This is a genomic window from Thermostichus vulcanus str. 'Rupite' (assembly GCF_022848905.1).
Lineage (GTDB): Bacteria > Cyanobacteriota > Cyanobacteriia > Thermostichales > Thermostichaceae > Thermostichus > Thermostichus vulcanus_A.
The window spans coordinates 1-23,286 of sequence record NZ_JAFIRA010000015.1 but is presented as its reverse complement, the minus strand read 5'-3'; the positions used below and the strand labels follow the sequence as shown (position 1 = coordinate 23,286).

At 55.2% G+C, this 23,286-nt stretch carries 21 protein-coding genes and 1 pseudogene; 7 read left to right on the top strand and 15 right to left on the bottom strand.

All coding sequences use genetic code 11. The annotated features are described in order from the left end of the window. Positions 1 to 5 precede the first annotated feature (5 nt). The 4 genes from JX360_RS17540 to JX360_RS07450 all read right to left on the bottom strand — a co-directional run bounded on the left by JX360_RS17540 (position 6) and on the right by JX360_RS07450 (position 5,259). The gene (locus tag JX360_RS17540) at positions 6 to 1,808 is read right to left on the bottom strand and encodes an S-layer homology domain-containing protein (RefSeq protein WP_279611331.1); all 1,803 of its coding nucleotides are present in this window, start codon (positions 1,806 to 1,808) and stop codon (positions 6 to 8) included. A gap of 238 nt (positions 1,809 to 2,046) precedes the next feature. Further along, entirely contained in the window at positions 2,047 to 3,087 is a 1,041-nt protein-coding gene (locus tag JX360_RS07460) for an NADP(H)-dependent aldo-keto reductase (RefSeq protein ID WP_244350030.1), read from the bottom strand. A 60-nt stretch (positions 3,088 to 3,147) separates the two neighbouring features. Further along, positions 3,148 to 3,312 (bottom strand): hypothetical protein, encoded by a 165-nt coding sequence (locus JX360_RS07455; RefSeq protein ID WP_244350029.1) that lies wholly within the window; start codon positions 3,310 to 3,312, stop codon positions 3,148 to 3,150. A gap of 135 nt (positions 3,313 to 3,447) precedes the next feature. Beyond that, positions 3,448 to 5,259, bottom strand: a complete 1,812-nt coding sequence (locus tag JX360_RS07450; protein WP_244350028.1) for a hypothetical protein — start codon at positions 5,257 to 5,259, stop codon at positions 3,448 to 3,450. A 445-nt stretch (positions 5,260 to 5,704) separates the two neighbouring features. On the opposite strand from JX360_RS07450, the gene JX360_RS07445 reads away from it, so the two are divergent. The 3 genes from JX360_RS07445 to JX360_RS07435 all read left to right on the top strand — a co-directional run bounded on the left by JX360_RS07445 (position 5,705) and on the right by JX360_RS07435 (position 9,897). Continuing rightward, positions 5,705 to 6,838: a PP2C family protein-serine/threonine phosphatase gene (locus tag JX360_RS07445; RefSeq protein WP_244350027.1), complete on the top strand. Its 1,134-nt coding sequence runs from the start codon at positions 5,705 to 5,707 to the stop codon at positions 6,836 to 6,838. 331 nt (positions 6,839 to 7,169) lie between these two features. Continuing rightward, a complete protein-coding gene (locus JX360_RS07440) occupies positions 7,170 to 7,400 on the top strand; it encodes a DUF4327 family protein (protein WP_244350026.1) in 231 nt (76 codons plus the stop codon). Between the two features lie 229 nt (positions 7,401 to 7,629). After that, positions 7,630 to 9,897, top strand: a complete 2,268-nt coding sequence (locus tag JX360_RS07435; RefSeq protein WP_244350025.1) for a RelA/SpoT family protein — start codon at positions 7,630 to 7,632, stop codon at positions 9,895 to 9,897. Positions 9,898 to 9,953: 56 nt separating this feature from the next. Here the strand turns inward: JX360_RS07435 and prfA are convergent, their stop codons facing one another. The 10 genes from prfA to rpmJ all read right to left on the bottom strand — a co-directional run bounded on the left by prfA (position 9,954) and on the right by rpmJ (position 15,842). After that, complete coding sequence (prfA, locus tag JX360_RS07430; protein ID WP_244350024.1) at positions 9,954 to 11,042, bottom strand: peptide chain release factor 1; 1,089 nt, start codon at positions 11,040 to 11,042, stop codon at positions 9,954 to 9,956. A 57-nt stretch (positions 11,043 to 11,099) separates the two neighbouring features. Beyond that, positions 11,100 to 11,324: a 50S ribosomal protein L31 gene (rpmE, locus tag JX360_RS07425; protein WP_244350023.1), complete on the bottom strand. Its 225-nt coding sequence runs from the start codon at positions 11,322 to 11,324 to the stop codon at positions 11,100 to 11,102. Positions 11,325 to 11,404: 80 nt separating this feature from the next. Continuing rightward, complete coding sequence (gene rpsI, locus JX360_RS07420) at positions 11,405 to 11,815, bottom strand: 30S ribosomal protein S9 (RefSeq protein WP_244350022.1); 411 nt, start codon at positions 11,813 to 11,815, stop codon at positions 11,405 to 11,407. Next, positions 11,812 to 12,267: a 50S ribosomal protein L13 gene (rplM, locus tag JX360_RS07415; protein WP_244350021.1), complete on the bottom strand. Its 456-nt coding sequence runs from the start codon at positions 12,265 to 12,267 to the stop codon at positions 11,812 to 11,814. Before rplM ends, rpsI begins: the two co-directional genes overlap by 4 nt. 18 nt (positions 12,268 to 12,285) lie before the next feature. After that, the gene (truA, locus tag JX360_RS07410; protein ID WP_244350020.1) at positions 12,286 to 13,131 is read right to left on the bottom strand and encodes a tRNA pseudouridine(38-40) synthase TruA; all 846 of its coding nucleotides are present in this window, start codon (positions 13,129 to 13,131) and stop codon (positions 12,286 to 12,288) included. Positions 13,132 to 13,146: 15 nt separating this feature from the next. Further along, the gene (gene rplQ / locus JX360_RS07405) at positions 13,147 to 13,497 is read right to left on the bottom strand and encodes a 50S ribosomal protein L17 (RefSeq protein WP_244350019.1); all 351 of its coding nucleotides are present in this window, start codon (positions 13,495 to 13,497) and stop codon (positions 13,147 to 13,149) included. A 60-nt stretch (positions 13,498 to 13,557) separates the two neighbouring features. Beyond that, positions 13,558 to 14,553: a DNA-directed RNA polymerase subunit alpha gene (locus JX360_RS07400; protein WP_279611329.1), complete on the bottom strand. Its 996-nt coding sequence runs from the start codon at positions 14,551 to 14,553 to the stop codon at positions 13,558 to 13,560. Positions 14,554 to 14,677: 124 nt separating this feature from the next. Further along, on the bottom strand, positions 14,678 to 15,064 hold the full coding sequence (gene rpsK, locus JX360_RS07395; protein WP_244350018.1) for a 30S ribosomal protein S11: 387 nt from the start codon (positions 15,062 to 15,064) through the stop codon (positions 14,678 to 14,680). Between the two features lie 75 nt (positions 15,065 to 15,139). Further along, positions 15,140 to 15,523 carry a 30S ribosomal protein S13 gene (gene rpsM, locus JX360_RS07390; protein ID WP_244350017.1) on the bottom strand — a complete coding sequence of 128 codons (384 nt, stop codon included), beginning with the start codon at positions 15,521 to 15,523 and terminating at the stop codon, positions 15,140 to 15,142. A 202-nt stretch (positions 15,524 to 15,725) separates the two neighbouring features. Next, positions 15,726 to 15,842 (bottom strand): 50S ribosomal protein L36, encoded by a 117-nt coding sequence (rpmJ, locus tag JX360_RS07385; protein ID WP_011433187.1) that lies wholly within the window; start codon positions 15,840 to 15,842, stop codon positions 15,726 to 15,728. 166 nt (positions 15,843 to 16,008) lie between these two features. Here rpmJ and JX360_RS07380 point away from each other — a divergent pair, with 166 nt between their 5' ends. Together JX360_RS07380 and JX360_RS07375 are read left to right on the top strand one after the other, a co-directional pair. Continuing rightward, the gene (locus JX360_RS07380) at positions 16,009 to 17,955 is read left to right on the top strand and encodes a carboxypeptidase regulatory-like domain-containing protein (protein WP_244350016.1); all 1,947 of its coding nucleotides are present in this window, start codon (positions 16,009 to 16,011) and stop codon (positions 17,953 to 17,955) included. A gap of 156 nt (positions 17,956 to 18,111) precedes the next feature. Beyond that, entirely contained in the window at positions 18,112 to 19,116 is a 1,005-nt protein-coding gene (locus JX360_RS07375) for a carboxypeptidase-like regulatory domain-containing protein (protein WP_244350015.1), read from the top strand. A gap of 215 nt (positions 19,117 to 19,331) precedes the next feature. Here JX360_RS07375 and JX360_RS07370 read toward each other — a convergent pair whose 3' ends face one another. After that, positions 19,332 to 21,509: an AAA family ATPase gene (locus JX360_RS07370; protein WP_244350014.1), complete on the bottom strand. Its 2,178-nt coding sequence runs from the start codon at positions 21,507 to 21,509 to the stop codon at positions 19,332 to 19,334. A 112-nt stretch (positions 21,510 to 21,621) separates the two neighbouring features. Here JX360_RS07370 and JX360_RS07365 point away from each other — a divergent pair. After that, a pseudogene (locus tag JX360_RS07365) lies at positions 21,622 to 22,277 on the top strand (IS1 family transposase). Between the two features lie 303 nt (positions 22,278 to 22,580). Further along, on the top strand, positions 22,581 to 23,286 hold a 706-nt coding region (locus tag JX360_RS07360), incomplete at its 3' end, for an AAA family ATPase (RefSeq protein WP_244350013.1).

Here is a 23,286-nt window from a genome sequence, read left to right as displayed (position 1 = left end):
GTCCACTAAGGGCTGGGGGAGGGAGAGGGTTCGTTAGTTTCCTCAGGCTCAGGCGAGGCTTCTTCAGCTGTTGGGGCTTCTGGCGAGGGATCCGCGGCTTCGGCTTCCGGTTCGGTTTTTTCTGTCTCTTCTGGAGAACGGCCTTCCGGAGAGGGCAAAGGCTCTGCCACAGGTTCTGCGGTTGGGGTAGCCGTTGCTGCCGGAGTTGGAGTGGCGGTAGCTGCCGGAGTCGGGGTGGGTGTTGGCTCTGGGGTTGGAGTAGCCGTAGGGGTAGCGGTGGGTTCGGGAGTCGGAGTTGGGGTAGCTGCCGGAGTCGGGGTAGGTGTTGGCTCTGGGGTTGGGGTAGCCGTAGGGGTAGCGGTGGGTTCGGGAGTCGGAGTTGGAGTGGCGGTGGGTGTGGGCGTTGCTGTCGGGGTAGGTGTTGGGGTGGGTGTTTGCACCCGGAAAGACCACTGTTGAATGGCGGTGTTGCCACTGGTATCGGCGATCTGGACAGCAATTAGGGTGGGCTGATCGGTGGGCAGGGGCTCCGCTGGGGTATAGGTAAAGCTGGTGGCGGTGAGCTGCGCTTGGGCTGTCACATCCACATTATTGACAAGCAGGGTAAAGCTGTTGAGATCAATGCCTTGGTCGTCCTGGAAACGGGCCGAGATCTGCGGGCGCAGGTTATCCACCGTAGCCCCATTGGCAGGGGCCAGTTCGCTGATGGTGGGGAAGGTGGTATCGGTTACCCGGCCAATGGAGATGGTCTTGTCAGGCAGCTGTACCAAGGTTACCAAGCCTCCCCGTTCTAGACGAGCAAAGATGGGTACTTCTGAGGCTTGGTCTTGGCTGCGAAAGGTATAGGATCCCTCGTATTGGCCCGGACGGGTTTCTTGGAGGGGAATGTTGTAGGCAATGCCTGGAATGGAGAAAGTCCCCTGGGCTCCCGGGGATCCCAACAAAAACACGGTAAAGGTATCCCCCGGATTCACGGATCCCAGCTCCTCACGGGTGAAGAATGTCCTTACCTCCGGAGCAGTGGGCAGGGTTTCCACCAAAGGTTCTACGGGGATATCCGGTGTAGCCAGGGGTTCGGGGGTAGGAGTGACTTCTGCGATGATCTCGGTGCTGATGCCAGGGCCGGGAACGGCAGCTCCTACTGGCGGATCGAGAGGAGGAACCCGCCCCACTTTGGCCAGTGCTTGGTAGGTGAGGGCAGCCACTTCTCCACGGGTAGCGACCGCTTGGGCGTTTAGTTGCACGGGGCTGGGATAGAGTACCAATAGGCTTTCCTGAACAGCGGTCGCGATCGGAGCACGGGCGAAATTGGGAACCAGCCCTGCATCGGCAAACCCAGATAGAATCTGGTCGATTTGGTTGGCATCTTGGATGAAGTTGTCGTTGGTGGCCGCTTTGGTGAGAACGGTGATCGCCTGTGCGCGGGTCAACACATCATTGGGTCGAAAGGTGCCATCCGGGAAGCCAGAAACAAACCCTGCCGCTGCTGCCGCGCCAATAGAAGGAGCTGCCCAGCTGGGGATCGGATCGGCAAACGGGCGGGAAGGGACGTTGGTATCCAGGCCAAAGGCTTTGGTGACGATGACGGCAAATTGGGCACGGGTAACAGATTCGTTAGGACGGAAGGTGCCATCGGGGAAGCCCCCAATCACTTGCCGCTCATTCAGACCAGCGATGTACTGGGCACCCCAGTAGGTACTGATATCGGACAGTTGTCCCCAAACGGGATCCCCCACCAGAGCTAAGCTGCCACAGCTCACCACCAGAGCCGCAGTCTTCCAACCGTGCCAAAGGGAAAACTCACGCATCGTTCACACCTCAAGGGTTATCTTCTGGATCCTCACCCTTACTATCTACCAGAAGGGATCCGGAATCCATGCCTACGAACACTACCTTCAGACGGAAAACCCCAGAGAAAAGTTCTCTACTGGGGCAGCTGCAGTTGCCCGTCCACATCCCCCTCAGACCTCTCTAGGGAGAACCACCCATGCAAAGTCGAGGCGTTCTCCTTTTCAAGCAGCTAGGTCAGGTTTCGGGTCTATCTTTTCAAGGGGCGGGATTGGGATAGCGCTGATGGACGGCTTCGATCTCCACCAGCATCTCTGCGGATAGCTCCACCTGCAAACAACTGAGGTTTTCTTTGAGCTGCGCCAAGTTGGTCGCCCCAATGATTGTACTTGTCACAAACCAACGGCTGCGGACAAAAGCTAAAGCCAGTTGTGCCGGGGTTAAACCATATTTTTGGGAGATGCTCACGTAACCTGCCACAGCCTCCGCCACATTGGGCTTCAGATAGCGCCGTCCAAAGCCCTCAAACAAAGCCAAACGGGATCCCGTCGGTTTTTCTGCCTGCAAATACTTACCTGTCAGCACCCCAAACCCAAGCGGACTGTAGGCCAATAGCCCTATGTGTTCATGACGGCATACTTCCGCCAGCCCCACTTCAAAAACACGGTTAATCAGGTTATAGGCATTTTGGATAGAGACCACCTTAGGAAGGCTCAACTGCTCTGCCAGGTGGCAAAATTCGCTCACACCCCAGGGGGTTTCGTTGCTCAGGCCGATGTAACGAATCAACCCCGCCTGCACCATTTCTGCCAGGGCTTCTAGTTGCTCGGCAATGGGAACCGTAGGCCGCTCCCGGCTAGGATCGTAAGAAACTTCTCCGAACTGGGGAACATAACGATCCGGCCAATGGATTTGGTAAAGGTCAATGTAGTCGGTTTTCAGGCGTTTCAGGCTGTCGGCCACCGCTTGTTTAATGTTGTCGCGGGTGATCGACAGGGATCCATTGCGAATCCAGTGCCAAGGCCGACCAGGGCCAGCAATTTTGGTGGCAATAATCAACTGATCCCGCTGTTGATGTTGTAGCCATTCGCCAATATAACGTTCGGTGGATCCCTGAGTTTCTGCCCGGGCAGGGACAGGATACATCTCGGCAGTATCAATGAAGTTGATCCCCTGTTCCAAAGCGTAATCCAACTGCTCATGGGCCTCAGCCATCGTATTTTGCTGCCCAAAAGTCATGGTGCCCAAACCAATCTCTGAGACAGTTAGCGAGCTATGGCCAAGGGGAAGGTAGCGCATGGAAAGTCTCCTAAATAGCCCTGCTTATGGAAGAGTGAACAAGAACCTAACGAATAGGAACTAAGGTGCAAATGAAGAGGTAAAAAACAAACTGTCCATGGATGAGTGGGCCGCTGGGATCCCAGAGAGCAGTTGACCATAACGGGCTTGTACCAGTGCAGCCAGATCGCGGTGTTGAGCCAAAACCATAAGCTGACTAAAGTCGGGAGGACTGAGCAGTGCCAAGCAAGATTAGTTTCTATTAAAGAAAGCATTTAGGGCGAAAATATTTCGTGTCTTGGATAACACGCTCCAGACCCCATTTTGCTCAAAGCCTCCCTAGCGTCAGGGATCCCGTGCCAGGCAGCTCAGTTTCAACCCCTAGACTGGCGCATGCCGCAGGGTTGGGACGTACTCACGGTACAGTTGATTCAAGATCTCCAGACCAATTCGGGTGCGACCGTCGGGGGGGCGAGCCTCGATTGCCACTTTTACCTTCAAGATTGTACCCACCGGGTAGGGAGAGCGCAGTTCTTCCCGCTTGCCCAAAAAGACATCGGTAAAGTAGTCGATCAGCCGTTTCACTTCCCCAACATCTTTGCGGGAAATATCCATATCTAGAACGGTTGTCAACTTGGCTCGCATCGCCTGGAAGCTTTGTTGACTGGTGTTAATTGCCACCCGTTTCGCCAGGCTATCCACCACAATTTGGGCAATCTTCCCCACATTCTGATTGACAATCTCTCGGTGACGGGCGGCAAAGCGCAATTGCACTTCTTCCAGAAAGCGCTCCCGGGCTAGAACATTGATGCCGTTGGGTTCTAGGTCTACCCCATACCCTTGCAACTGCTTGTATTGATTCAGCACCCACTGGTTGTAGAATGAGTCCGCCAAAACCCGCCAATAGCCAATGATTGTGGCTTCGCTGAATGGAATACTGAGCAGATAGGTTTCACTGGTGATTAGGTGTAAATGTTCTATCAGCTGATCTCGATCCCTCTCATCCAAATGGGAAGTGCGCGGCACCCAAACAGCTCCGTACTCGCTTTTGACTTCACCGGGCAGGGATCCGAAAACATTATCAAAAAATTGATGAATGCTAAAGAGTAAAAATTTATCCGGATCCTGAAGGCGCTTGAGCAATTCTTGTTTTTCTTCTTCTTGATATCGCGCCACCAATCGTTGGGCTTGGGTCATCTCACCACGCGCCATCTCCACATCCTGCCGTAGCTTGTGGATCTCCTCTGCGCTCACCATTTCCATGCTGGAGGCTTCCCGAACCCCGCTAAAATAGCCGCTCGCCAAACCTGTCTCCCCAACACCCACCAGCGGATCATCGCTATCGTTGTCCATGGTGAGAAGACGAGAAAGGGCGCGTACCCGCACTCTGTGGCTGGAAGACCGCAGGGATCCCACCTCGATCGGGGCCCAGCTCTCCAGGCGTGACAACCCGCCAATACGATAGAGCGTATAAAAATACTTGCTCAGCAACGTAGCCAGCAGATACTTATTTTTGATCTCGTTGTACTCCAAATAGGCTCGCAAACACAGTTGGAAAGCAATATTGGGCAGGCTCCGGCAGACCTGCATGATCTTTTCATACATCCGCTGTAGGTGCGGACGGAAACTGCGTGGAATCGCCTCCGGTCGCAAGCCCCGCAAGAGAAACTCTTCTTGTCGCAAATCCTGGGCTGTGAAGAAAAAGGTTTCCTGCCACAGGAGCTCATCCAAATCGCGGGCGAAAATCGGCTTCAGGTGATCGATCATTTGCACCACAATCGACTCGGTGAAAGTCGGTACGATCTTCTCAATATGCAGTTGTTCGTAGATCGAACGCAGCCGATCCCCACGAAAGTCTTCGATCGAAATCGTGCCCTTCATGGTTCCGATTCGACCATTGCTCAGCAGAAACTTATAGACAATCTCGGCAGTGGCTTCTTGAGAAAGCACGGGTGTGCCCGTCAGTTCTGGGCAAATTTGTAGGGGTCGCAACAGGCGGCTAGTTTCGCTGATGCTAAAACAGCTCCAGGCAGATTGGTTCAAGACCACCAGAGACAAGCTGGCCAGCAGTTGCTTCTCGTCCAAATCCTCCAGACGAATTTCCCCATCCGGCAACTTGATCGGAACCGGAGGCAAAGTGGCGCGAGGATCCGGTGTCGGCGGAGAGGATCCCGAAAGAGGAGATGCACTCATGCGACAAAGCCCCATACAGGCACAACGGAACTCGGTGAGAGGGATCGCTGAACGCCATCAAAACTCATCTGTACATTCTTCAAGTACAGGCCTGCCCTCCACCGCCTCAGCCATTGGCAAAGGGAGTATTCCTCTGCTAACAGTATCCTGGGGTTATCGTCCTCTGTGTATCGTGCAACCACGGTTTTTGTAGCTATGTAAACTTCTGCACAACGCTAAAAATACGGGAAATTGCTGAGGCCCCTTCTATCATCGCTAACCGGCCTCGCTACTGCAAGCCTTCCATCCTCCGACCCTTGGGGGGGAGCCTGCTGGCATTCTGACACCGATGGAGGCTGAAGAGTGCGACAATGGCAACGGTCCTGGTGACAGATATCCATTATCAATTCCTCTCTCGCTTGTTAAACTGCCCTTCAACCGATGTTTGGATCTGGGTACAGCGATCATGGCTGCCATTCTGATTGTTGACGACGATCCCACCATTCGGCTGGTGCTGAAGCGTTCTCTAGAGCGGCAAGGCTATACCGTCAAGATGGCCACCAACGGTCTGGAGGGAATGGAACAGGCGCACCTCATCTCCCCTGGGCTGATTATCTGCGATTGGATGATGCCAGATATGGATGGCCTCGAGGTGTGCCGACGCATCAAGGCAGATCCTAAGTTTTCCACTACTTTTTTCATTTTGCTGACAGCTCGCACTGAGGTGGAGGACAGAGTGCAGGGATTGGATGCCGGGGCGGACGAGTTCTTAAGTAAGCCCATTGACCCCAATGAGTTGCAAGCCCGTGTTCGGGCTGGGTTGCGGCTGCACCAACTCAGCCACGACCTGCGGCAGCAAACAGCCAGACTGCAGGCAGAGTTGGCGGAGGCCGCTCGTTACGTCAGTTCCCTCTTGCCCAAGCCGGACTTTTTCCCCGACTGCAATATCACGACTGACTGGCGCTTTTTGCCCTCGCAAGAATTGGGGGGAGATTCCTTTAACTATCACTGGTTGGATGCTGAGCATTTGGCCATCTATCTGCTGGATGTATCAGGGCATGGGGTGGGATCCGCTCTGTTGTCGGTATCGGTGATGAACCAGTTGCGCACTCAGGGATTACCGGATACGGATCCCCGCCAACCAGAAGCTGTGTTGCGTGCCCTCAATCACTCCTTTCAAATGGGATCCCACAATGAGATGTACTTCACCCTTTGGTATGGGGTTTATCATCCAGGATCGCGTCTACTTTCTTTTGCCAGTGCTGGTCATCCACCGGCGTTACTGATTGATCCAACGCAGACGACCCCGATCAAGCTGAAAACCCCCAATTTGCCAATTGGGATTTTGCCCAACCCGAGCTTCCAGATGGATCAGGTGTGGATCCCAGCTTCCAGCCACCTTTACCTGTTTAGCGATGGAGTTTATGAGGTGGCCAATCAAGAAAAAGAGCTGTGGGGGTTGGACAATTTGATCGCCTTGCTCAACCATGATGCTGCCGGCAGTTTAGATCTAGATCAAATCACTCAACAAGCCCAAGCGTTCCGGGGCCAACCCGATTTCGAAGATGACTTCTCGCTGCTGCGGGTCAGCTTTGGTTAAATCTTAGTTAAGTTCTCTACCTGCAGGGGGCTTCCTGCGGAAAAGAATGAGGCTCTGCAGAGGCACACATCCAACAGCCCTAGTGCAAATACTAGTGCAAATATGAATAGTTTCCTAGGCGAAACCACTATTCCTAGGGAAGTTGCTGCCTTCCTGTCCCCCTCTGGATCCATCTCAACGTTGGGGTATGTCAACTGCAGCACAAAGTTGTATCTGTTGCTACGAAATGAGGCCAGGTTCTATCATGGAAATGGGAAGGCAGGTCGAGATTTGTATCCCTAGCCCTTCAGTGTGCTGCCTTAGTCCTACGTTCAGGTAAACAGGTAAAGTTATGCCCACTTTACAAGCCACCCACTATGCGGTTGAGGCGATCCAAGAGGAAGCCCGTCGCCTCATCCGGCAGGGATCCCTGCGCCGCTCAGAAGCCATTTCCCACCTCCAGCCCTTTTTCTCGCAGCGGGAATGGCAGTCCATTGCTGAAGAATTGGAGCTGCAGGACTACTGCCCTTCCGACCCGATCTGCGACTTGCTTGGCGGTTGCGAAGAATGGCGTGAAGATTGATGGGGTGTTTTCTTGGCTCCATTAGCTTCAGAGAGCTTCAGAGGATGCGAAAAGGTTAACTTTGGGTTGGGGGCTAGCCGAACGGTTCAGTCCCCCATGTTTGTTCTTGGAATCTTTATTTTGAGTTTTTTCTTTGCTCCGTCAGAGGGGTAGACTGTTTTCTCACTGTCAGCGGTAGGCTGGATGAACTATAGTCAGTAATCAACCGCTCCTTTCCCCTCAGGTTCGCATGGGTCAGACTGCTGTCGTTGCCACCTCAGATAGAGGTCTCGACCTGAATAGCCTCGATTTTGAGGCTCCGGGATGGTTACGTGCTTTGCTTTCGGGGGCTGTGGATCCTGGGGATGGGCTACGACCTTATACCCCTGAAGAAGCCGACCTCCTGCGACGGGCCTTCGAGTTTTCCTATTGTCTGCATCAGGGCCAAAAACGCAAATCAGGGGATCCCTACATTGCCCATCCGGTGGCGGTGGCCGGTTTGTTGCGGGATTTGGGGGGGGACGCGGTCACCGTTGCTGCCGGCTTCCTGCACGACGTTGTTGAAGATACCGAAGTCACATTAGAGGCTCTAGAATCCGAATTTGGCGCTGAAGTGCGCCTGCTGGTGGAGGGGGTAACCAAACTTTCTAAGTTTAACTTTTCTAGCAAAACGGAGCAGCAGGCAGAAAATTTTCGCCGCATGTTTGTGGCCATGGCCAAAGATATTCGGGTGATTGTGGTTAAGCTGGCAGATCGCCTGCATAATATGCGCACATTGCAATATCTGGCTCCGAGCAAGCAACGACAAATTGCAGCAGAAACCATGGAGATTTTCGCTCCATTGGCCAACCGACTTGGGATCTGGCATTTTAAGTGGGAACTGGAGGATTTGGCTTTTAAGTATCTGGACTACGAAGCCTATCGGCAGATCCAGGAACTGGTCAACGCCAAACGTACCGAACGAGAAGCCGAGCTGCAAGCCTTCATTGAAAAACTTCGGCAACACTTGATTGAAGCTGGGATCGAGCATTTCGAGATTAGTGGCAGACCCAAGCATCTCTACGGCATCTATCGCAAGATGCAGCAGCAGCGCAAAGAATTTCATGAGATCTACGATCTGTCGGCGGTGCGGGTGATTGTGCAGACCAACAGCGAGTGTTACCGAGCCTTGGCAGTCGTCCACAATTGTTTTCGCCCTATCCCTGGTCGGTTTAAGGACTACATTGGCTTGCCCAAACCCAATCGCTATCAATCTCTGCATACCGCGGTGATAGGGCCGCAGGGGCTTCCTGTGGAAGTGCAGCTGCGCACCGAAGAGATGCATCGAGTGGCAGAGTATGGGATTGCTGCTCACTGGAAATATAAGGAGGCAGGCAGCATTGCTGTGAAGCCAGATGAGGAACGCTTCACTTGGTTAAGGCAGCTACTGGAGTGGCAAAACGACCTCAAAGACGACAAAGAGTACCTGGAAACAATTCGGGAGAACCTCTTCGAGAGCGAGGTTTACGTTTTTACCCCCAAAGGGGATTTGTTGGCTTTACCGCAGGGATCCTGCCCTGTGGACTTTGCCTATCGCATTCACTCGGAAGTGGGGGATCACTGTGCTGGGGCACGGGTGAACAACAAGATCGTGCCCCTCGACACCCGCTTGCGCAACGGCGATATTGTTCAGATCATCACCCAAAAGAATGCCCATCCCAGTTTGGACTGGATTAATTTTGTTGCCACCAGTTCCGCCCGCAACCGCATCCGCCAATGGTTCAAGCGTTCCAACCGTGAACAAAACCTGCTGCGAGGCCGACATCTATTGGAGCGGGAGTTGGGCAAAACTGGCCTTGATGCGCTCTTAAAATCGGAGCGGATGCAAAAGGTTGCTGAAAAGCTCAACTATGCCAGTGTTGATGATTTGTTGGCGGGCCTGGGTTATGGGGAAACCACCCCTACCCTGGTAATCAACCGTCTACAGGAGGGTGCCAAACCCGAACCGCCTCCCCTTTCGTCGGGAATCACCCAAACTCTGCTACCCCGTTCAGCCGCCCCGACTAGCCGCAGCAAGACCCAATCGCCCATTTTGGGGGTAGAGGGTCTGAAACACCAACTGGCCAAGTGCTGTAACCCGCTGCCAGGGGATCCGATCTTGGGGGTGGTGACCCGATTCAAGGGCATCACCATTCATCATCAGGACTGCCCACGGGTGGCTCAATTTTCGGGAGAACGACTGGTACCGGTGCGCTGGAACCAGGAACAACTGCAGCACAATGCCCAGATTTACCCGGTGGAATTGCGCCTGGAGGTGATCGATCGGGTCGGCGTACTACGGGATATTCTCTCCCGCTTGTCGGATCAAAGCATCAATGTGCGCAATGCCAAGGTGCAGACTTTTGCCAATCGCACGGCCCTGATCGACCTTTGCATTGATGTGCGGGATAAAAAGCAACTGACCCAGATTCAGAGTCAACTGCGCCAGTTATCGGATGTGATCGTGCTGCGCTCCCGCCATCAGAACGGATCCCGTTAGCTCTGTCCAAGAAGCGGGGATGGAATCCCGGAGAGACCTCAGCCCAGCAAAGGCAGCTAAGAAGATTGCATCTCTGCCAACAGTTCTTTTTGATAGAGCCCGATACAGGCTTGAATTAAATCTTCCAGTTCCCCCTCCAGAATCGGTTGCAGAAGAAAGTTCTGATTCAGGCGATGATCGGTCACACGATTGTCTTTGTAGTTGTAGGTGCGGATTTTCTCCGAACGGGATCCTGTCCCCACCTGCATGCGCCGGTTGGAGCTGATCGAGGCCAGTTGTTCCTGCAGCTTGATCTCGTAGAGCTTGGCCCGCAAAATCTGCATGGCCCGCTGCCGGTTCTGTAATTGTGACCGTTCTTCGGTACAAAACACACGGATCCCGGTGGGCTTGTGAATCAGATCCACCGCCGTTTCCACCTTGTTGACGTTTTGACCACCGGCCCCGCCGGAGCGAGCTGTCTTGATTTCAATATCTTTGGGGTCGATCACCACCTCCACTTCATCCACTTCGGGCATGACTGCCACGGTCGCTGTTGAGGTGTGGACGCGCCCCTGGGCTTCTGTGGCTGGCACCCGCTGAACCCGATGCACCCCCGCTTCAAATTTGAGCTTGCTATAAACCTGATCCCCTTGAATTTCTAAAATTGCCTCTTTATAGCCCCCCAGTTCCCCTTCCGAGAGGCTCGCCAAGCGCACCGACCAGCCCAAACTCTCGGCATAGCGAATATACATGCGGGCCAAATCCGCCGCCCACAAGGCTGCCTCATCTCCACCTGTACCGGCGCGAATCTCCAACATGATGTTTTTGTCATCGTTGGGATCCCGAGGCAACAGCAGCAGGGTTAGCTGGGCTTCTAGCTGCTCCTGACGAGCACGCAATTCCTGTAGCTCCCGTGTGGCCATGGCCACCATATCCGGGTCAGAGGCGGACTCCCGTAAGACTTCTTCTGTTTGTTTGAGGTCGCGAATCAGGTTTTGCCAATCGTGAAAGGCCTGAACGGTGGCCTCTAAGGAGGAGCGTGCTTTGGCGATGCGTTGCAACTCAGCCGGGTCAGTGGCCACATCTGGATCCGCCAGACGCACCGTCAGTTCATCAAAGGTGGCTTCGACGTTTTTGAGCTGATCGATCAGTTGAGCAGAAGCCATAGACCTAGCGCCAAGAAGAATTCCAGCGTTCACAACACCCAAGTCTGGCCCTGTACGCTACCGGGCCTTTTTGCTGCCCCCCATACCGTATTTGCGCATGAATTTCTCCACACGGCCTTCGCTGTCAATGATCTTTTGGCTACCCGTAAAAAAGGGGTGATTGCCCGACCAAACATCCACTTTCAGCTCCGGTTGAGTGGATCCCACTGTCATCACCACTTCACCGTTGCAAATGACTTTGGCTTCTGGGTACCACTGCGGGTGCAATCCTTTCTTTGGCATAACAACCTCCAAGTTGACCTAATGTTCATCCATGAAAAACAATGACAGGGATCCCAGTCAATCCCCAACCTAGGGCGGCATTAACGCTTCGAGTATTGGGGGGCTTTGCGGGCTTTGCGCAGGCCGTATTTCTTCCGTTCCACCGCCCGTGGATCCCGCCTCAAGTAGCCTTCCACTTTAAGGGGGCCGCGGTTGGCGGGATCCATCTCACACAAGGCGCGTGCCACTCCGAGTTTGATGGCATCCGCTTGGCCATGGACACCACCGCCGTGGGCCCGCACCAAGATGTCGTAGGAGCTTTCTAATCCGAGGATCTCCAGGGGTCCCTTGACGTTGGCCAACAACACGGCCTGGTACTGCAAATACTGGTCACCCGGTCTGTCGTTAATGATGACTTGGCCAGTACCGGGTACCAAACGAACACGGGCAATGGCGGTTTTGCGGCGTCCGGTTCCCCAATAGACGGCGGGGCTGCTGCTCGCTTGCGTCATGCTTTTGCTCCTGGGATCGTGTTGAGAGGATAAACCTGAGGCTGTTGGGCCTCGTGGGGATGCTGTGGCCCGACGTAAACCTTCAGCTTGGTAAACTGCTGGCGGCCCAAGCGGGTGTGGGGCAACATGCCTTTGATGGCTTTTTCCACCACCCGTTCCGGCAGGCGGGCTTGGAGTTGGGCAAAGGTTTCGGTTTTCATCCCACCGGGACGGCCAGAATGGCGCCGGTAAATCTTCTGGGTACGCTTTCTACCGGTAATCGCGACCTTCTCGGCATTGATCACAATGACATAATCACCCGTATCCAAATGGGGAGTGAAGTCGGGCTTGTGCTTGCCGCGAAGCAATGTAGCAACAGTGGCAGCCAAGCGACCGAGGCGTTGATTGGTGGCATCCACCAGGTACCACCGAGGGGTCGTGGTTTGCAGGGTAGGAAGGGGGGTTTTGTTCATAGCAGAGGAGGGAAAAGGTCAAGCAAAAGAATGGGCAAGAGGAGCAAGTGTGGAAGGGGGAGCAGCAAGGGGTATTGCCCAAAACGGGGGGGAATGGGCAAACAGCTGGCCAAAGGGATCCGCAGCATAACCCACATCCGTCAGGCATAACCCTTGGGGCGGGGCGCTGTAGCGGGTGCGCATCTGGCTCCAGTCGTTGTGTTGCCACAGACGCACAAAACCTTCCGGGCTCAACTCACCCCGACCCACCACCTGTAGGGATCCCACCAACAGCCGCATCATGCGATAGAGAAAACCACTGGCCTGCACCTCGATGCTGACCATCTCCCCCAACCGTTGGCAGAGCACCTCCTGCACCTGCACAGTCGAGTGGGCTCGCTTGGATCCCGTACAGCGAAAGGCTTCCAGACTGTGCTCCCCCAGCAGTGAGTTGAGGGCTTCCGCCATACGCTCCACCTGAAGGGGCCAGCGCACATGCCAACTGAACGGTCGCCAGAAGACATCCGGGCGCTCCCGGTTCAGGATCAAGTAGCGGTACCGTCGCCGTGTCGCCGAAAAACGAGCATGCCAGGAACTGGGTACTTCTGCCGAGGCCAGTACCGCCACATCCTCCGGCAGACAGGCATTCAAAACCAGGCTCCAATCCCTAATGGTGGAGGTGGTGTCGAAATGGGCCACTTGCCCAGCTGCATGAACCCCAGCATCCGTCCGGCCTGCCCCATGCACAGTGACTTTGTGTCCGGCCCGAGACGCAATCGCCTCTTCCAACACCCCCTGCACACTGCGGTGGGCTGCCTGACGCTGCCAACCATGGAAGGCGCTGCCGAGGTATTGAACTCTGAGGGCAATGCGACGGTACTGCATGGGATCCCTTGCCTGTCAGACCAGCTCGATCACAGCCATTTCTGCCCCATCTCCCCGCCGTCGCACGGTGCGCAGAATGCGGGTATAGCCACCTGCCCGATCCCGATAGCGCTCAGGAGCCTGCTCAAATAGGGAGCCAACCAGGGCCTTGTCGTAGACATAGCCCATGGCCTGCCGACGAGCAGACAGGGATCCGTCTTTAGCCAGGGTGATCATTTTCTCGGTGGTGGCCCGAATCGCCTTGGCACGCGCTTTGGTGGTGATGATACGCCCCTCCCGCAACAGGGCTGTGGTTAGCGCCCGCAACAGGGCTTTGCGCTGGTCAGCCGGCTTATTCAGGTGGGGGGTACGACAACGGTGACGCATGGTAAACCTTATCCTGACTCAATCCATCTCAATCCATCAACGGAGCAGTGGGATCCCTCCCTAAGCCTTACCCTTTTCACGCGGCAAGGTCAGACCCAAGCGCTGCTTCAGGGCCTCCACCACTTCTTCGGCAGATTTCTGGCCAAAGTTTTTAATCTCAAGCAAATCCTCTTCCGTGTAGACCAACAAATCGGCAACGGTGTTGATCTGAGCCCGCTTCAGACAGTTGTAGGCGCGTACCGACAGCTGCAACTCCTCGATCGGGATCTGATTTTTCTGATTGTCTTCCGTTTGCTGTGGCGCAATCGGGGCATCAAAGCTGACCTCTTGCAGCGGCAAGAACAATTCCACCAAAATGCGCGAGGCTTGACTAAGGGCCTCCTGGGGGGTGAGGCTGCCGTTGGTCCAGATTTCCAAGGTGAGACGATCTTTTTCCAAAGATTCCCCAACGCGGGCCGCTTCCACGGAGTAGTTCACCTTGCGCACCGGCATAAAGATGGAGTCGATTTGCAAAAAGTCAATGGCCATCGCCTGACTATCGGAGTAGTCCACCGCACGGTAGCCATGTCCACGGCTGATCATGAACTCCATTTCCAAAATCGCCCCTTCAGAGAGGGTGGCGATATGGTGGCGGGGGTTGATTACCTCCACTTCGCTAGGTAGTTGCAGCTTCTCGGCAGTGACTTCCCCTGGCCCCTGGGCAACCAAACGGCCCATTTGATTTTCTGGGGCTGTGGAACGCAGTACCAGATCCTTCATGTTCAGGAGGATTTCCATGACATCCTCCCGCACCCCCGGCACCGTAGAAAATTCATGGCTCACCCCGGCAATACGAACGGCTGTAACCGCCGCCCCTTCCAGGTTGGAGAGTAAGACTCGGCGCAGCGCATTGCCCACCGTGATCCCCTGGCCGCGCTCCAATGGCCCCAAGGCAAATTTGCCGTAGTGAACACCGGCAGCATCCTGGTGGGATTCGACGCACTCAGTTTGATAGGCAGCGGTACTAAACCCCCCCTTGCTGCCCAAGTTGTGGAGTGTTCGACTGGTTTGCATCATAGGGGCCCCGTCCGTTTGGCTCGATTCTGACAAAACTGGTAACTCTCTGTTAACTCTTGGGAATCGGTCATCCCTGAGGGGATCCCAGGCAAAGTTGTGAACCGCAGGGATCCTGAGCTTTTCCCTAGACGCGCCGCCGCTTGGGGGGACGACATCCATTGTGGGGGATGGGAGTGATGTCCCGAATCAGGGTGATCTCCAAGCCCGTTGCTTGTAGAGAACGAATCGCTGTTTCTCGACCCGCTCCAGGACCGCTCACCATCACCTCAATTTGGCGCATACCATTGTCCATCGCCTGACGAGCTGCACTTTCTGCCGCGGTCTGGGCTGCAAAGGGGGTACCTTTTTTGGCACCCTTGAACCCGGTCGATCCTGCCGAAGCCCAAGACACCACATCGCCGTTGGGATCCGTAATCGTGACGATGGTGTTGTTGAAGGTGGACTGAATGTAAGCCACCCCACTGGGGATGTTCTTTTTGACTTTACGTCCGCGCCGTTGCTGCCGAGCCATGTACCTGTGCGTCCTTTTCTCAACTGTTTGGGATCCGGGATTGGGATTGTCTTGCCTTTTGCCAAAAGGCGGCGATTATTTTTTGGCAGGCGCTTTTTTCTTCCCAGCCACCGTTTTCTTTGCCCCTTTGCGGGTACGAGCGTTGGTGCGAGTACGCTGCCCCCGGACGGGAAGGCCCAGACGATGGCGACGGCCTCGGTAGGTACCGATGTCGATCAACCGTTTGATGTTCATCGCCTCTTGGCGGCGCAGATCGCCTTCCACCTGGTAGTCACCTTCCACGGTTGCCCGGAGAGCAGCCACTTCTGCATCCGTCAGGTCGCGGGTGCGGGTGTCTGGGTTAACCCCGGTCTTTGCCAAGATGTGGCGGGCGCGAGTTAAGCCGATCCCGTAGATATAGGTAAGGGCGATCTCAACTCGTTTTTCGCGTGGGATGTCAACTCCCGCAATCCGTGCCATAGTTGGTGATACCTTCCAAACAAACTCGAATAAACTTGAGGTGGGGTTTGCGGCGGATCTCGCTGTTCCTGTTCTCGGATCAATAAGTTGTTTAGGTTAACAGGGTGCAACCTTAGGGAGTGTTCAGCTCTGAATTCAGCTTTAGGCTAGACTTACCCCAATCTCGGGTGGATACCCAACCCAAAAGAAAGGCTGAAAAGCTTTATCCCTGCCGTTGTTTGTGCTTCGGGTTGGAAGAACAAATCACCATCACCCGACCGTGGCGGCGGATGACACGACACTTTTCACAGATCCGACGGACGGAGGGCCGCACCTTCATGGTTGATCCTGACAAAACCAGCGAATATCCATTCTAAGTTTATCTGTGCAACCTGTCAAAACTTGTTTGGGTCTCCTGAGTGGATGGATGGAGTGGGTTGGCTATGCTGGTTGAGCAAGTGCTGGCTAAGTCTGCGGCCTGCTGGGTTGTGGAGTGGAGAAGGTGAATGCGGTGGCAATGGTTAGTGGTGGTGAGCGGTGTGCTGGGGCTGGGATCCCCTGTGTTGGGACAAGCCATCTCCGCACCTGTGTCAGGCTCTCCCTCTTCGCTTGAGGAATCTGCTGCGGACAAGAAGGGGTGGGCAGCAGAGACAGATTTGCTGCTGCCCTTGAGCAGCTCTGCCGACCGGATTGATGGGGTGACGGAGCAGGGTTGGATTGCCGTTGGCTTGCTGGAGGATCAGGCGGTCACTCTTTTAGATTTGGCCAGTGGGGATCCCTTGTGGCGAGTATCGGTGGGTTTTGCCCCCAGTATTGTGCGGGTGGATGAGGCGCGGCAGCTGCTCTATGCTTCTGGCCCGAATGCACCCGGGTTGGTGGCCATTGACCTGCTGACGGGAGAGCTGATTCAAGCCTATGGATTGGCGGCAGGGGTGTTGGATATTGCCCTAGATCCAGCCACAGGACGGGTTTTTGCCTCTATGCCCTCGGCCCAAAGTTTGGCCGTGATCCAACCCGATCAACCGCAGGCGCGCACCTTGCCGATGCCGGGGCCGCCTTTGGCGTTGGTCTATGACCCGGAGCGGGGATCCCTCTTTGTCGGTTTGGCTGGAGAGGATCCCCTCAGTTTGGTGGTGGTCAATCCAGATAATGGCGAGCTGTTGGCGCGGTGGCGCGGCGGGGATACCCCAGAGATGGTGGCGCTGGATGCGGAACAGCGGCGCTTGGTGGTGCTCAACTCCGGTAGTCAAGATCTGACAGTGCTGGATCTCAATCAAGGGGGCGAAGCCCTGCAGCGCATTGGCCTCGACTGGCGACCGACTCGGCTGGCGCTATCTCCCGATGGCCGTTGGGCCTATGTCACCTCTCGGGATAGCGACCGTTTGCAGGTGGTGAACTTGGAGACGGGACGGTTGGAAGCCTCGTTACGCCTAGAAGGACAACCGACGGGACTGGCGGTGTTGGGAACGCGGGATCTGCTGGTCGTCTCGGCAGGGATCCCGGCTTTGCGCTGGCTGGAGGATATTCAAGGTCAAGCCCGGGCAGCAGTGGCCAACAATGGCGGATCCTTGGACGGAGCGGCCACGGCCAATCGGGGTGTAGTGACGGGGCGAGTGCTGGATATTGCCGGTCAGCCCGTCCAGACGGGGGTTTTGACCCTAAATGCCACTGCCACCCAGCCCCAACAGCAGGTTCGCATTGCTGCCGATGGCACTTATGTGCTCCCGGAATTGCCGGCGGGACTGTACCTGGTGGATGTGGAGGTTCCGGGTTTTCCGGTCACCAGCACCCAAGTGGAGGTGCGGGCGGGCTTTGTGGCCACCCAAGACATTCGACTGCCGCCAGGGGATCCCGTGCGCAAGCCGGAGGGCATTGGCCTGCTGCCGGATGAACCGGTCTATTCGGATGAGTTGGCCCGTCATCTCAGCACTGCCCTGAGGGAATTACAGCCCCATCGGCAGGTGATGCTTTTGAATGGGCCTTTGGGGCCGGATCCGCAATTTGAACCGCTTTTGCCCCTCACCCGTGGCCTCACCTTGTTGGATCGGGATGAACGGTACACACCTGATCTGGCCAAACTGAAGGTGATTGGCGATGCCTTGGGATTGCGCTACATCCTCTTGACCCAGATGCAAATCTCACGCGATTACAGCCGCCAGGGGAGTTCTCTATTGAATACGGCCTTGCGCTTCGTCGCCCCGATGGTACCGGTGGAGATCCCCAACTTTACTCCCAACCAGTTGCGCAGCCGCGGATTGGTGGTGGTGGTGGATCTACAGCGGGATCGGCCCGGAGATCGGGCTCGCTACTACGAAGCCTACGGACGGGATGATGTGGGTGGGGATCCGATGTTTGAAGATGCAGCGGCGGGCCTGTTTCGGTTGCAGGTGCGGAACATGGTGCCCGTCTTCGTCGATCAATGGCAATCCAATAACCCCTTTTCTGGGTCATGATCCCTGCAGCAGGGCTTTATGCCGGATGTGTTTTCGACTTAACCGATACGGTTGCCCATGTGTGTTTTCTTCCCCCTCACCCCGCAGAGAATGCGAATGCTCAAGACCCACAGAGCTTTTAGATCGGGGATCCTTTCCCTTTGGAGTTGGCTGGCTTTGTCTTCTGGAGCATGGGCACAAGCTCCCGCTACCCCTATTCCTCGCTTGACGCCTCTGTTTCCCTTTCAAAACCCGCCCTTTCCTCCGGCGAACGGGAATGGTTCCCAAAGTAACCCCCAGGGATCCGCCCGGGTGGTGGGGCAGGTGAGCAACAGTGTGGGACAACCCGTGGTCGGCGCACAAGTACAACTGGAGGGAACTGAGAACCCCAATGAACCGATTCAAACCGATGAACGGGGTGCTTTTGAACTCAACCAAGCCCAACCGGGACGACGGCTGCTAACGGTGTGGCATCCGGATTACGAATCGGCCCAGCAAGAGATTGTGTTGCAAGCGGGCCTGACCACACCAGTGGATGTGGTGCTACAGGTGCCGATCCGACCCCAGCCGCGTCGTCGCCTCGGTATTTTGGGGGTGGGGGGGCTGGAGCAAACCCAGCTTTTGGGACAACGATTGACCCTGGAGGTGGTACGTCTGGGACTGATCCCGGATGGCGAAACGGTCGTCCCACTGGACAATCGCCGCATTCAGCCCATCCTGCGCAAGGTGGGTTGGCCGATCTACGAGCTGTTTGAGTGGGATCGCCGCAAACCGGAAGCGGTCGCCCAATTTTTCGATTACCTGGGTTTAGAAGCGATTGTGATTGCCCGAGTCGATGTCCTCACCCGCCCCGCTTCGCCGACGGAGTTAAGCCTGCGCTCCCGTAGCCGCCTGGAGTTGTGGCGGTTTGATGAGCAGGGCAACTTGGTGGTGCAAGTCCTGGCGGAGGCCAGTCGCGATCAAGTGGAGCGTAGCAATCTCAATGCCGCAGAACTGGCGCAGCTCTATCAAATTCAGGTGACCCAGATGGCTCAGGAAGTGGGATCCCGTTGGCAGGACAATCACCCCCTCGCCCAGTACCTAGAACCGGCAGACGGAGAAGCCCCACCCCCTCGTTCTCGCCTGGATACGACGGTTGAGCTGCGCATTCCTGCTGACCCCGCCACTCCCGCCCCCCCCTAGTTTCCCTAGCCGGGATCCCGGAGTGTGGTTCTTAGAATTGCTAGGGTTAATTAATATGTTTCGATTCAAAGGTTAGTGGTTTGTATTCTAACTACGAGTTGACAACCTCTACGGTCACTCATACTTGGAGGACAACCCTATAGACAACCTTGTGGGAACCCATCGTCAGGTATTATTCCCCACCCTGCCGGCTTTGGCCACGGTGGAAAAGTCGTTTACCGGCGGCGGGAGGATCCCCCAGAGGAGTCGCGGGAAGAATTGTCCTGCCAAGAAGAGCTGCTGGAGGAGTGCATATCCGAACTTTTGGAAGCTCCAGGATTGGGTTTAGGTGAATCTTGCCAATGCGGGCTGCTGGAGGAGTGCATACCCGAACTTTTAGAAGCTCTAGGATTGGGTTTAGGTGAATCTTGCCAATACGGGCTGCTGGAGGAGTACTTATCCAAACTCTTGGAAGGGGTTCGCCAGGTAGACTTTTCCGACTTGACCACCACCACGGTATCGCTGCTGCGGTCGTAGTCGTAACTTTCTTGTTCGATTTGTCGCAGGTACTTTTCGATGCGATCAAGGGTTTCCTGGCAGCGCTGTAGGGATGCCTTGACTCGATTGATTTCCTGCTCTGCCCGCTCAAATTGTTGTGAGGACTCCGTTCCGCTGGCGTGATCGGACAGGCTGTTCCAGCGTTGGATGGCTGGGATCCCTTCCTGTTCCACATAAAAGAGAAGCTGTTTGGCGGCGTTGAGATCCTCATCAAGGAGGGGAAAGCGAATCCCCGACATCCTCCACCCTCTGGAAGCTTTGGCGATGCGGCGCTCCAAGTCAGGCAGCCGTTGGCAGCTGAGGGTTTGCAGTTGGGTTTGAATTTGGCTGAGCTCGGCTTGGTTTTTCTGGTGCTGTTGAACGTGAGCACGACTGTGGTTGTCGAGGGCATCGATGGCCTTTTGCAGGCTGGGGATGGCGCTGGCCAGTTGACCGGGGTTCACTTGCAGCAGGGATCCCAGAGCCGCCTGGAGTTGGGCCAATTCCGTTGCTAGCTTGGGGAAGCGGTAGCCCTGTTCCCGCCAAGTTTGAATTTGCGCCAACACTTCCACGCAACGGATCCCGGCTTCTACCAACTCCAATCCATCCAGATCCAGGCCGTTTTGCCGCAAGGCCTGAGCTTGGCGGAGTAGGCCAGCCAGTTGCTGCACCGGGATTCTCGCCGGAGGCCGGCGCAGCAGGTTTCCTAGGGTGGCCAGTTGAGCAGGCAAGCGGGTAGGGGCAGTTTGTAACCGGTTGAGATCCTGGTGAATTTGGTCAATCAGGCCCAAAATCCCATCGGTATCCAGCTGCTTGGGATCCACCCGCAGCAGCGTCACTTTTAAGGGGCGGCCCTCTAGCTGTTGGCGCAGGTCTTCCAGTTGATGGCTGAGGGATCCCTGGCGCTGGTCGGAGGGCAAAAATTGCACGGGGTTGAGGAGGGTTTGCAGTTGCTCTTCGGTGAGGTTGAGGAGATGCTCACGGCTACCCACCAGGCTGACGTAAAGGCGTTCCCAGGCTTCTACCTGTTGCTCCAGTTCGGGGAGGGTTGTAGCAGTTTGGTCGGACAGTTGTCCTTGCACCAAAAAGGCTTGGGTGAGGGAGCGACGGCACTTTTGCAGGGTATTCAAAATTTGGGATCTCAGATGGGGGTAGCGATCCCCCCCCAGCCCTAGGTAGAGGCGATACAAGATCATCTCTTCCGCTTTTTCGCTGGGCAACAGGTGCTCTAAGGCCAGGAGCAGGGTTGCGACAGAGGCTTGCAGGGCCTGGATTTGGTTTTGGAGTTGTTTGCGGCGGCGCTGTCTGGACAGATAGATCACGCTGCCGATTGCAGCCCCGCCGCCTATCCCCAAACTTTCCAACAGCCAGCGGGAAGTGGGCGGCGGATAGGCCAGGGCATAGCTCTCCGTCAGTCCGGTCACGAGGGCTTGTGAGGGATCCCCCTGGCGGAGCAGATAGCGCACATTGGTTCGGATGCGTTCGTACTCGCGGTCGGAGGTGTCGAGACGGGTGCCGTAGAGGGTTTCGCCGTAGGTGATGTTGAAGCCCCAAGGCAGGGTGGTATCGGTGCTAGCGGCCAGGGTTAACCCGTTGCGATCATAAAAATCCGCTTGAGAAAGATCCCGTAGCCCGGCTTCGGCTTCCACGCGGTCAATCCGCTCGAACCAAGCATTTTCCGTGGGATCCCGTGCATCCGTTAGATAAACCAGCACCCGAAAGCCTTTTTCTGACCAGGGGGCAGCCGCTTCACAGATTCGGTTGGCATCCACCGCCAGAACGGACTCAAAACGCAAGTTGGCATAGGGGCAAGAGGAGGTTTGGGCTTGGGCAGAGCCAGTGGCAAACGGCAATGCCAGCACTACTAGTAGCGTCATGAGAAACGGCATACACTTGACCTAACCCGACAGGTCTACTTTATCCCCATCTCCGGGGGTAGTACTCAAGATGTAACGATGGAGAAGTAGAGTTTCACGGTGTCCTGCTCCCATGCCTGTCTGTCCTAGCTGTGCATCTTCCCACACGGTCAAGGATGGTCACATTCACAATGGAAAACAACGGTTCAAATGCCACGAATGCGGACGACAGTTCATTGAAAACCCAATAAAATTGACCAAGCCACTCGTGAACTGATGGACCGCTTGCTTTTAGAACAGATTTCTCGAGCGGGCATTGCCCGTGCTACCCAGGTCTCTGAGCAATGGCTCCAAACCTACGTCAACAAGAAATCTGCCCAGGTGCCCCGGCAAGTGCAGGTGACACCCAAAAAAAGGGGAGATTAACGATTCAATGTGATGAGTTATGGTCATTTGTGGACAACAAGGGCAATAAGCAGTGGGTTTGGTTGGCGCTTGATGCGGACACCCGTGCAAGTGTGGGACTCATTGCCTCCGGTTTATCGTCAATGGGCCATTGCTTACACGGATTTTTGGGCAGCCTACGGGGCGGTGCTAGCGAGCAAGCGTCATTGAGACGTTGGCAAGGAAACCGGCAAAACCAGTTACAGCGAGCGATTCAACAATACTTTGAGGCAACGGGTGTCTCGACTCGTCCGAACAACCTTGTCCTTCGCAAAATCTCTGGAGAATCCCATCGGTGCGCTCTGGTATTTCATCTATCATTACAATGCGTCATTACTTGTTTAGCACTACCCATTCAGTTTCATACTCGAGGTTAGTTGGCAGTCTTCAGGGCATTGAACCCTTCAGCCTGCCTGCTATCCTGCCCCGCCTTGCTTCGCTGAAGACGGGGATAGCCGCGTTATGGTTCTGTCCATCTAGTCCTGCAAGGAACCTTCACCTGAGGCAATGGTCACAAGGCTGATTTCCTGAAAAACATTGCTCCTTTATTAAAAGATTAAAAGCCCCTTCACAATTTAGCGGTAAAATGTTTTACCAGACGCAGTAAACGTGTCTTACACTACCTGCTCCTCATTGGCAGTCTTAACTATGGAAACTTCCAACCCCCTCCAGCAGGCCCTCCGTGTTCTCCCCGAAGATGCATCAGAATCCATTGTTAGCAACATCTTTTCTCCAAAGCTATTCGAGGCGCTGGGCTTTCAACAGGGAGAAACTGTCCCTCAATTTAAGGTACAATCTCTCGGTGGGAGCGCTGTTGACTATGCTCTGCGGAAGAACACCTCAACCGATGACATTTTTCTCCAAACCAAAAAAAATCCAACCGTACTCGTAGAGCTAAAGGGAAGAAACTGTGATCTCAGTCCGGGCAGTAAGAGCTACATCGAAACCCGACAGCAACTGGAGACCTATCTGCTAGCTCCAAAATGTATTCATTCAGCTCGGTGGGGGATCCTCACCAATGCTAATCATATCCAGCTCTTTCGCAAGCATGGTCGAGCTATCTTCCCAGCTACTACCTGCACACCCATTAGCTCTGAGAATGTAGATGAGATAGTGCAGAAAATGAAGCAAAAAATAGATCATCCTGAGCGAAGTCTAACAATCTCAGTTTACAACAACAGAGGTGGTGTAGGAAAAACAACTTTAGTGATCAACTTAGCGGCTACCCTGACTATTCAAGGTTGGAAAGCTTTAGTTATTGACTTTGACCCCAATCAACGGGATCTTACCGAACTCGTTGGCATCTCTGCTGTTGCAGATGAAGTCTACAAAGTCCTACGTGATAGAAACAGAA

Bases quoted from the DNA above. Each gene is read 5' to 3' on its own strand.
- JX360_RS07450 (WP_244350028.1), bottom strand. From the start codon at position 5,259: ATGAGTGCATCTCCTCTTTCGGGATCCTCTCCGCCGACACCGGATCCT.
- rpmE (WP_244350023.1), bottom strand. From the start codon at position 11,324: ATGCCAAAGAAAGGATTGCACCCGCAGTGGTACCCAGAAGCCAAAGTC.
- rpsK (WP_244350018.1), bottom strand. From the start codon at position 15,064: ATGGCTCGGCAGCAACGGCGCGGACGTAAAGTCAAAAAGAACATCCCC.
- rpsM (WP_244350017.1), bottom strand. From the start codon at position 15,523: ATGGCACGGATTGCGGGAGTTGACATCCCACGCGAAAAACGAGTTGAG.
- rpsI (WP_244350022.1), bottom strand. From the start codon at position 11,815: ATGACGCAAGCGAGCAGCAGCCCCGCCGTCTATTGGGGAACCGGACGC.
- truA (WP_244350020.1), bottom strand. From the start codon at position 13,131: ATGCAGTACCGTCGCATTGCCCTCAGAGTTCAATACCTCGGCAGCGCC.
- JX360_RS07400 (WP_279611329.1), bottom strand. From the start codon at position 14,553: ATGATGCAAACCAGTCGAACACTCCACAACTTGGGCAGCAAGGGGGGG.
- rplM (WP_244350021.1), bottom strand. From the start codon at position 12,267: ATGAACAAAACCCCCCTTCCTACCCTGCAAACCACGACCCCTCGGTGG.
- rpmJ (WP_011433187.1), bottom strand. From the start codon at position 15,842: ATGAAGGTGCGGCCCTCCGTCCGTCGGATCTGTGAAAAGTGTCGTGTC.
- JX360_RS07380 (WP_244350016.1), top strand. From the start codon at position 16,009: ATGCGGTGGCAATGGTTAGTGGTGGTGAGCGGTGTGCTGGGGCTGGGA.
- JX360_RS07370 (WP_244350014.1), bottom strand. From the start codon at position 21,509: ATGACGCTACTAGTAGTGCTGGCATTGCCGTTTGCCACTGGCTCTGCC.
- JX360_RS07440 (WP_244350026.1), top strand. From the start codon at position 7,170: ATGCCCACTTTACAAGCCACCCACTATGCGGTTGAGGCGATCCAAGAG.
- JX360_RS07435 (WP_244350025.1), top strand. From the start codon at position 7,630: ATGGGTCAGACTGCTGTCGTTGCCACCTCAGATAGAGGTCTCGACCTG.
- JX360_RS07460 (WP_244350030.1), bottom strand. From the start codon at position 3,087: ATGCGCTACCTTCCCCTTGGCCATAGCTCGCTAACTGTCTCAGAGATT.
- JX360_RS17540 (WP_279611331.1), bottom strand. From the start codon at position 1,808: ATGCGTGAGTTTTCCCTTTGGCACGGTTGGAAGACTGCGGCTCTGGTG.
- rplQ (WP_244350019.1), bottom strand. From the start codon at position 13,497: ATGCGTCACCGTTGTCGTACCCCCCACCTGAATAAGCCGGCTGACCAG.
- JX360_RS07445 (WP_244350027.1), top strand. From the start codon at position 5,705: ATGGCTGCCATTCTGATTGTTGACGACGATCCCACCATTCGGCTGGTG.
- prfA (WP_244350024.1), bottom strand. From the start codon at position 11,042: ATGGCTTCTGCTCAACTGATCGATCAGCTCAAAAACGTCGAAGCCACC.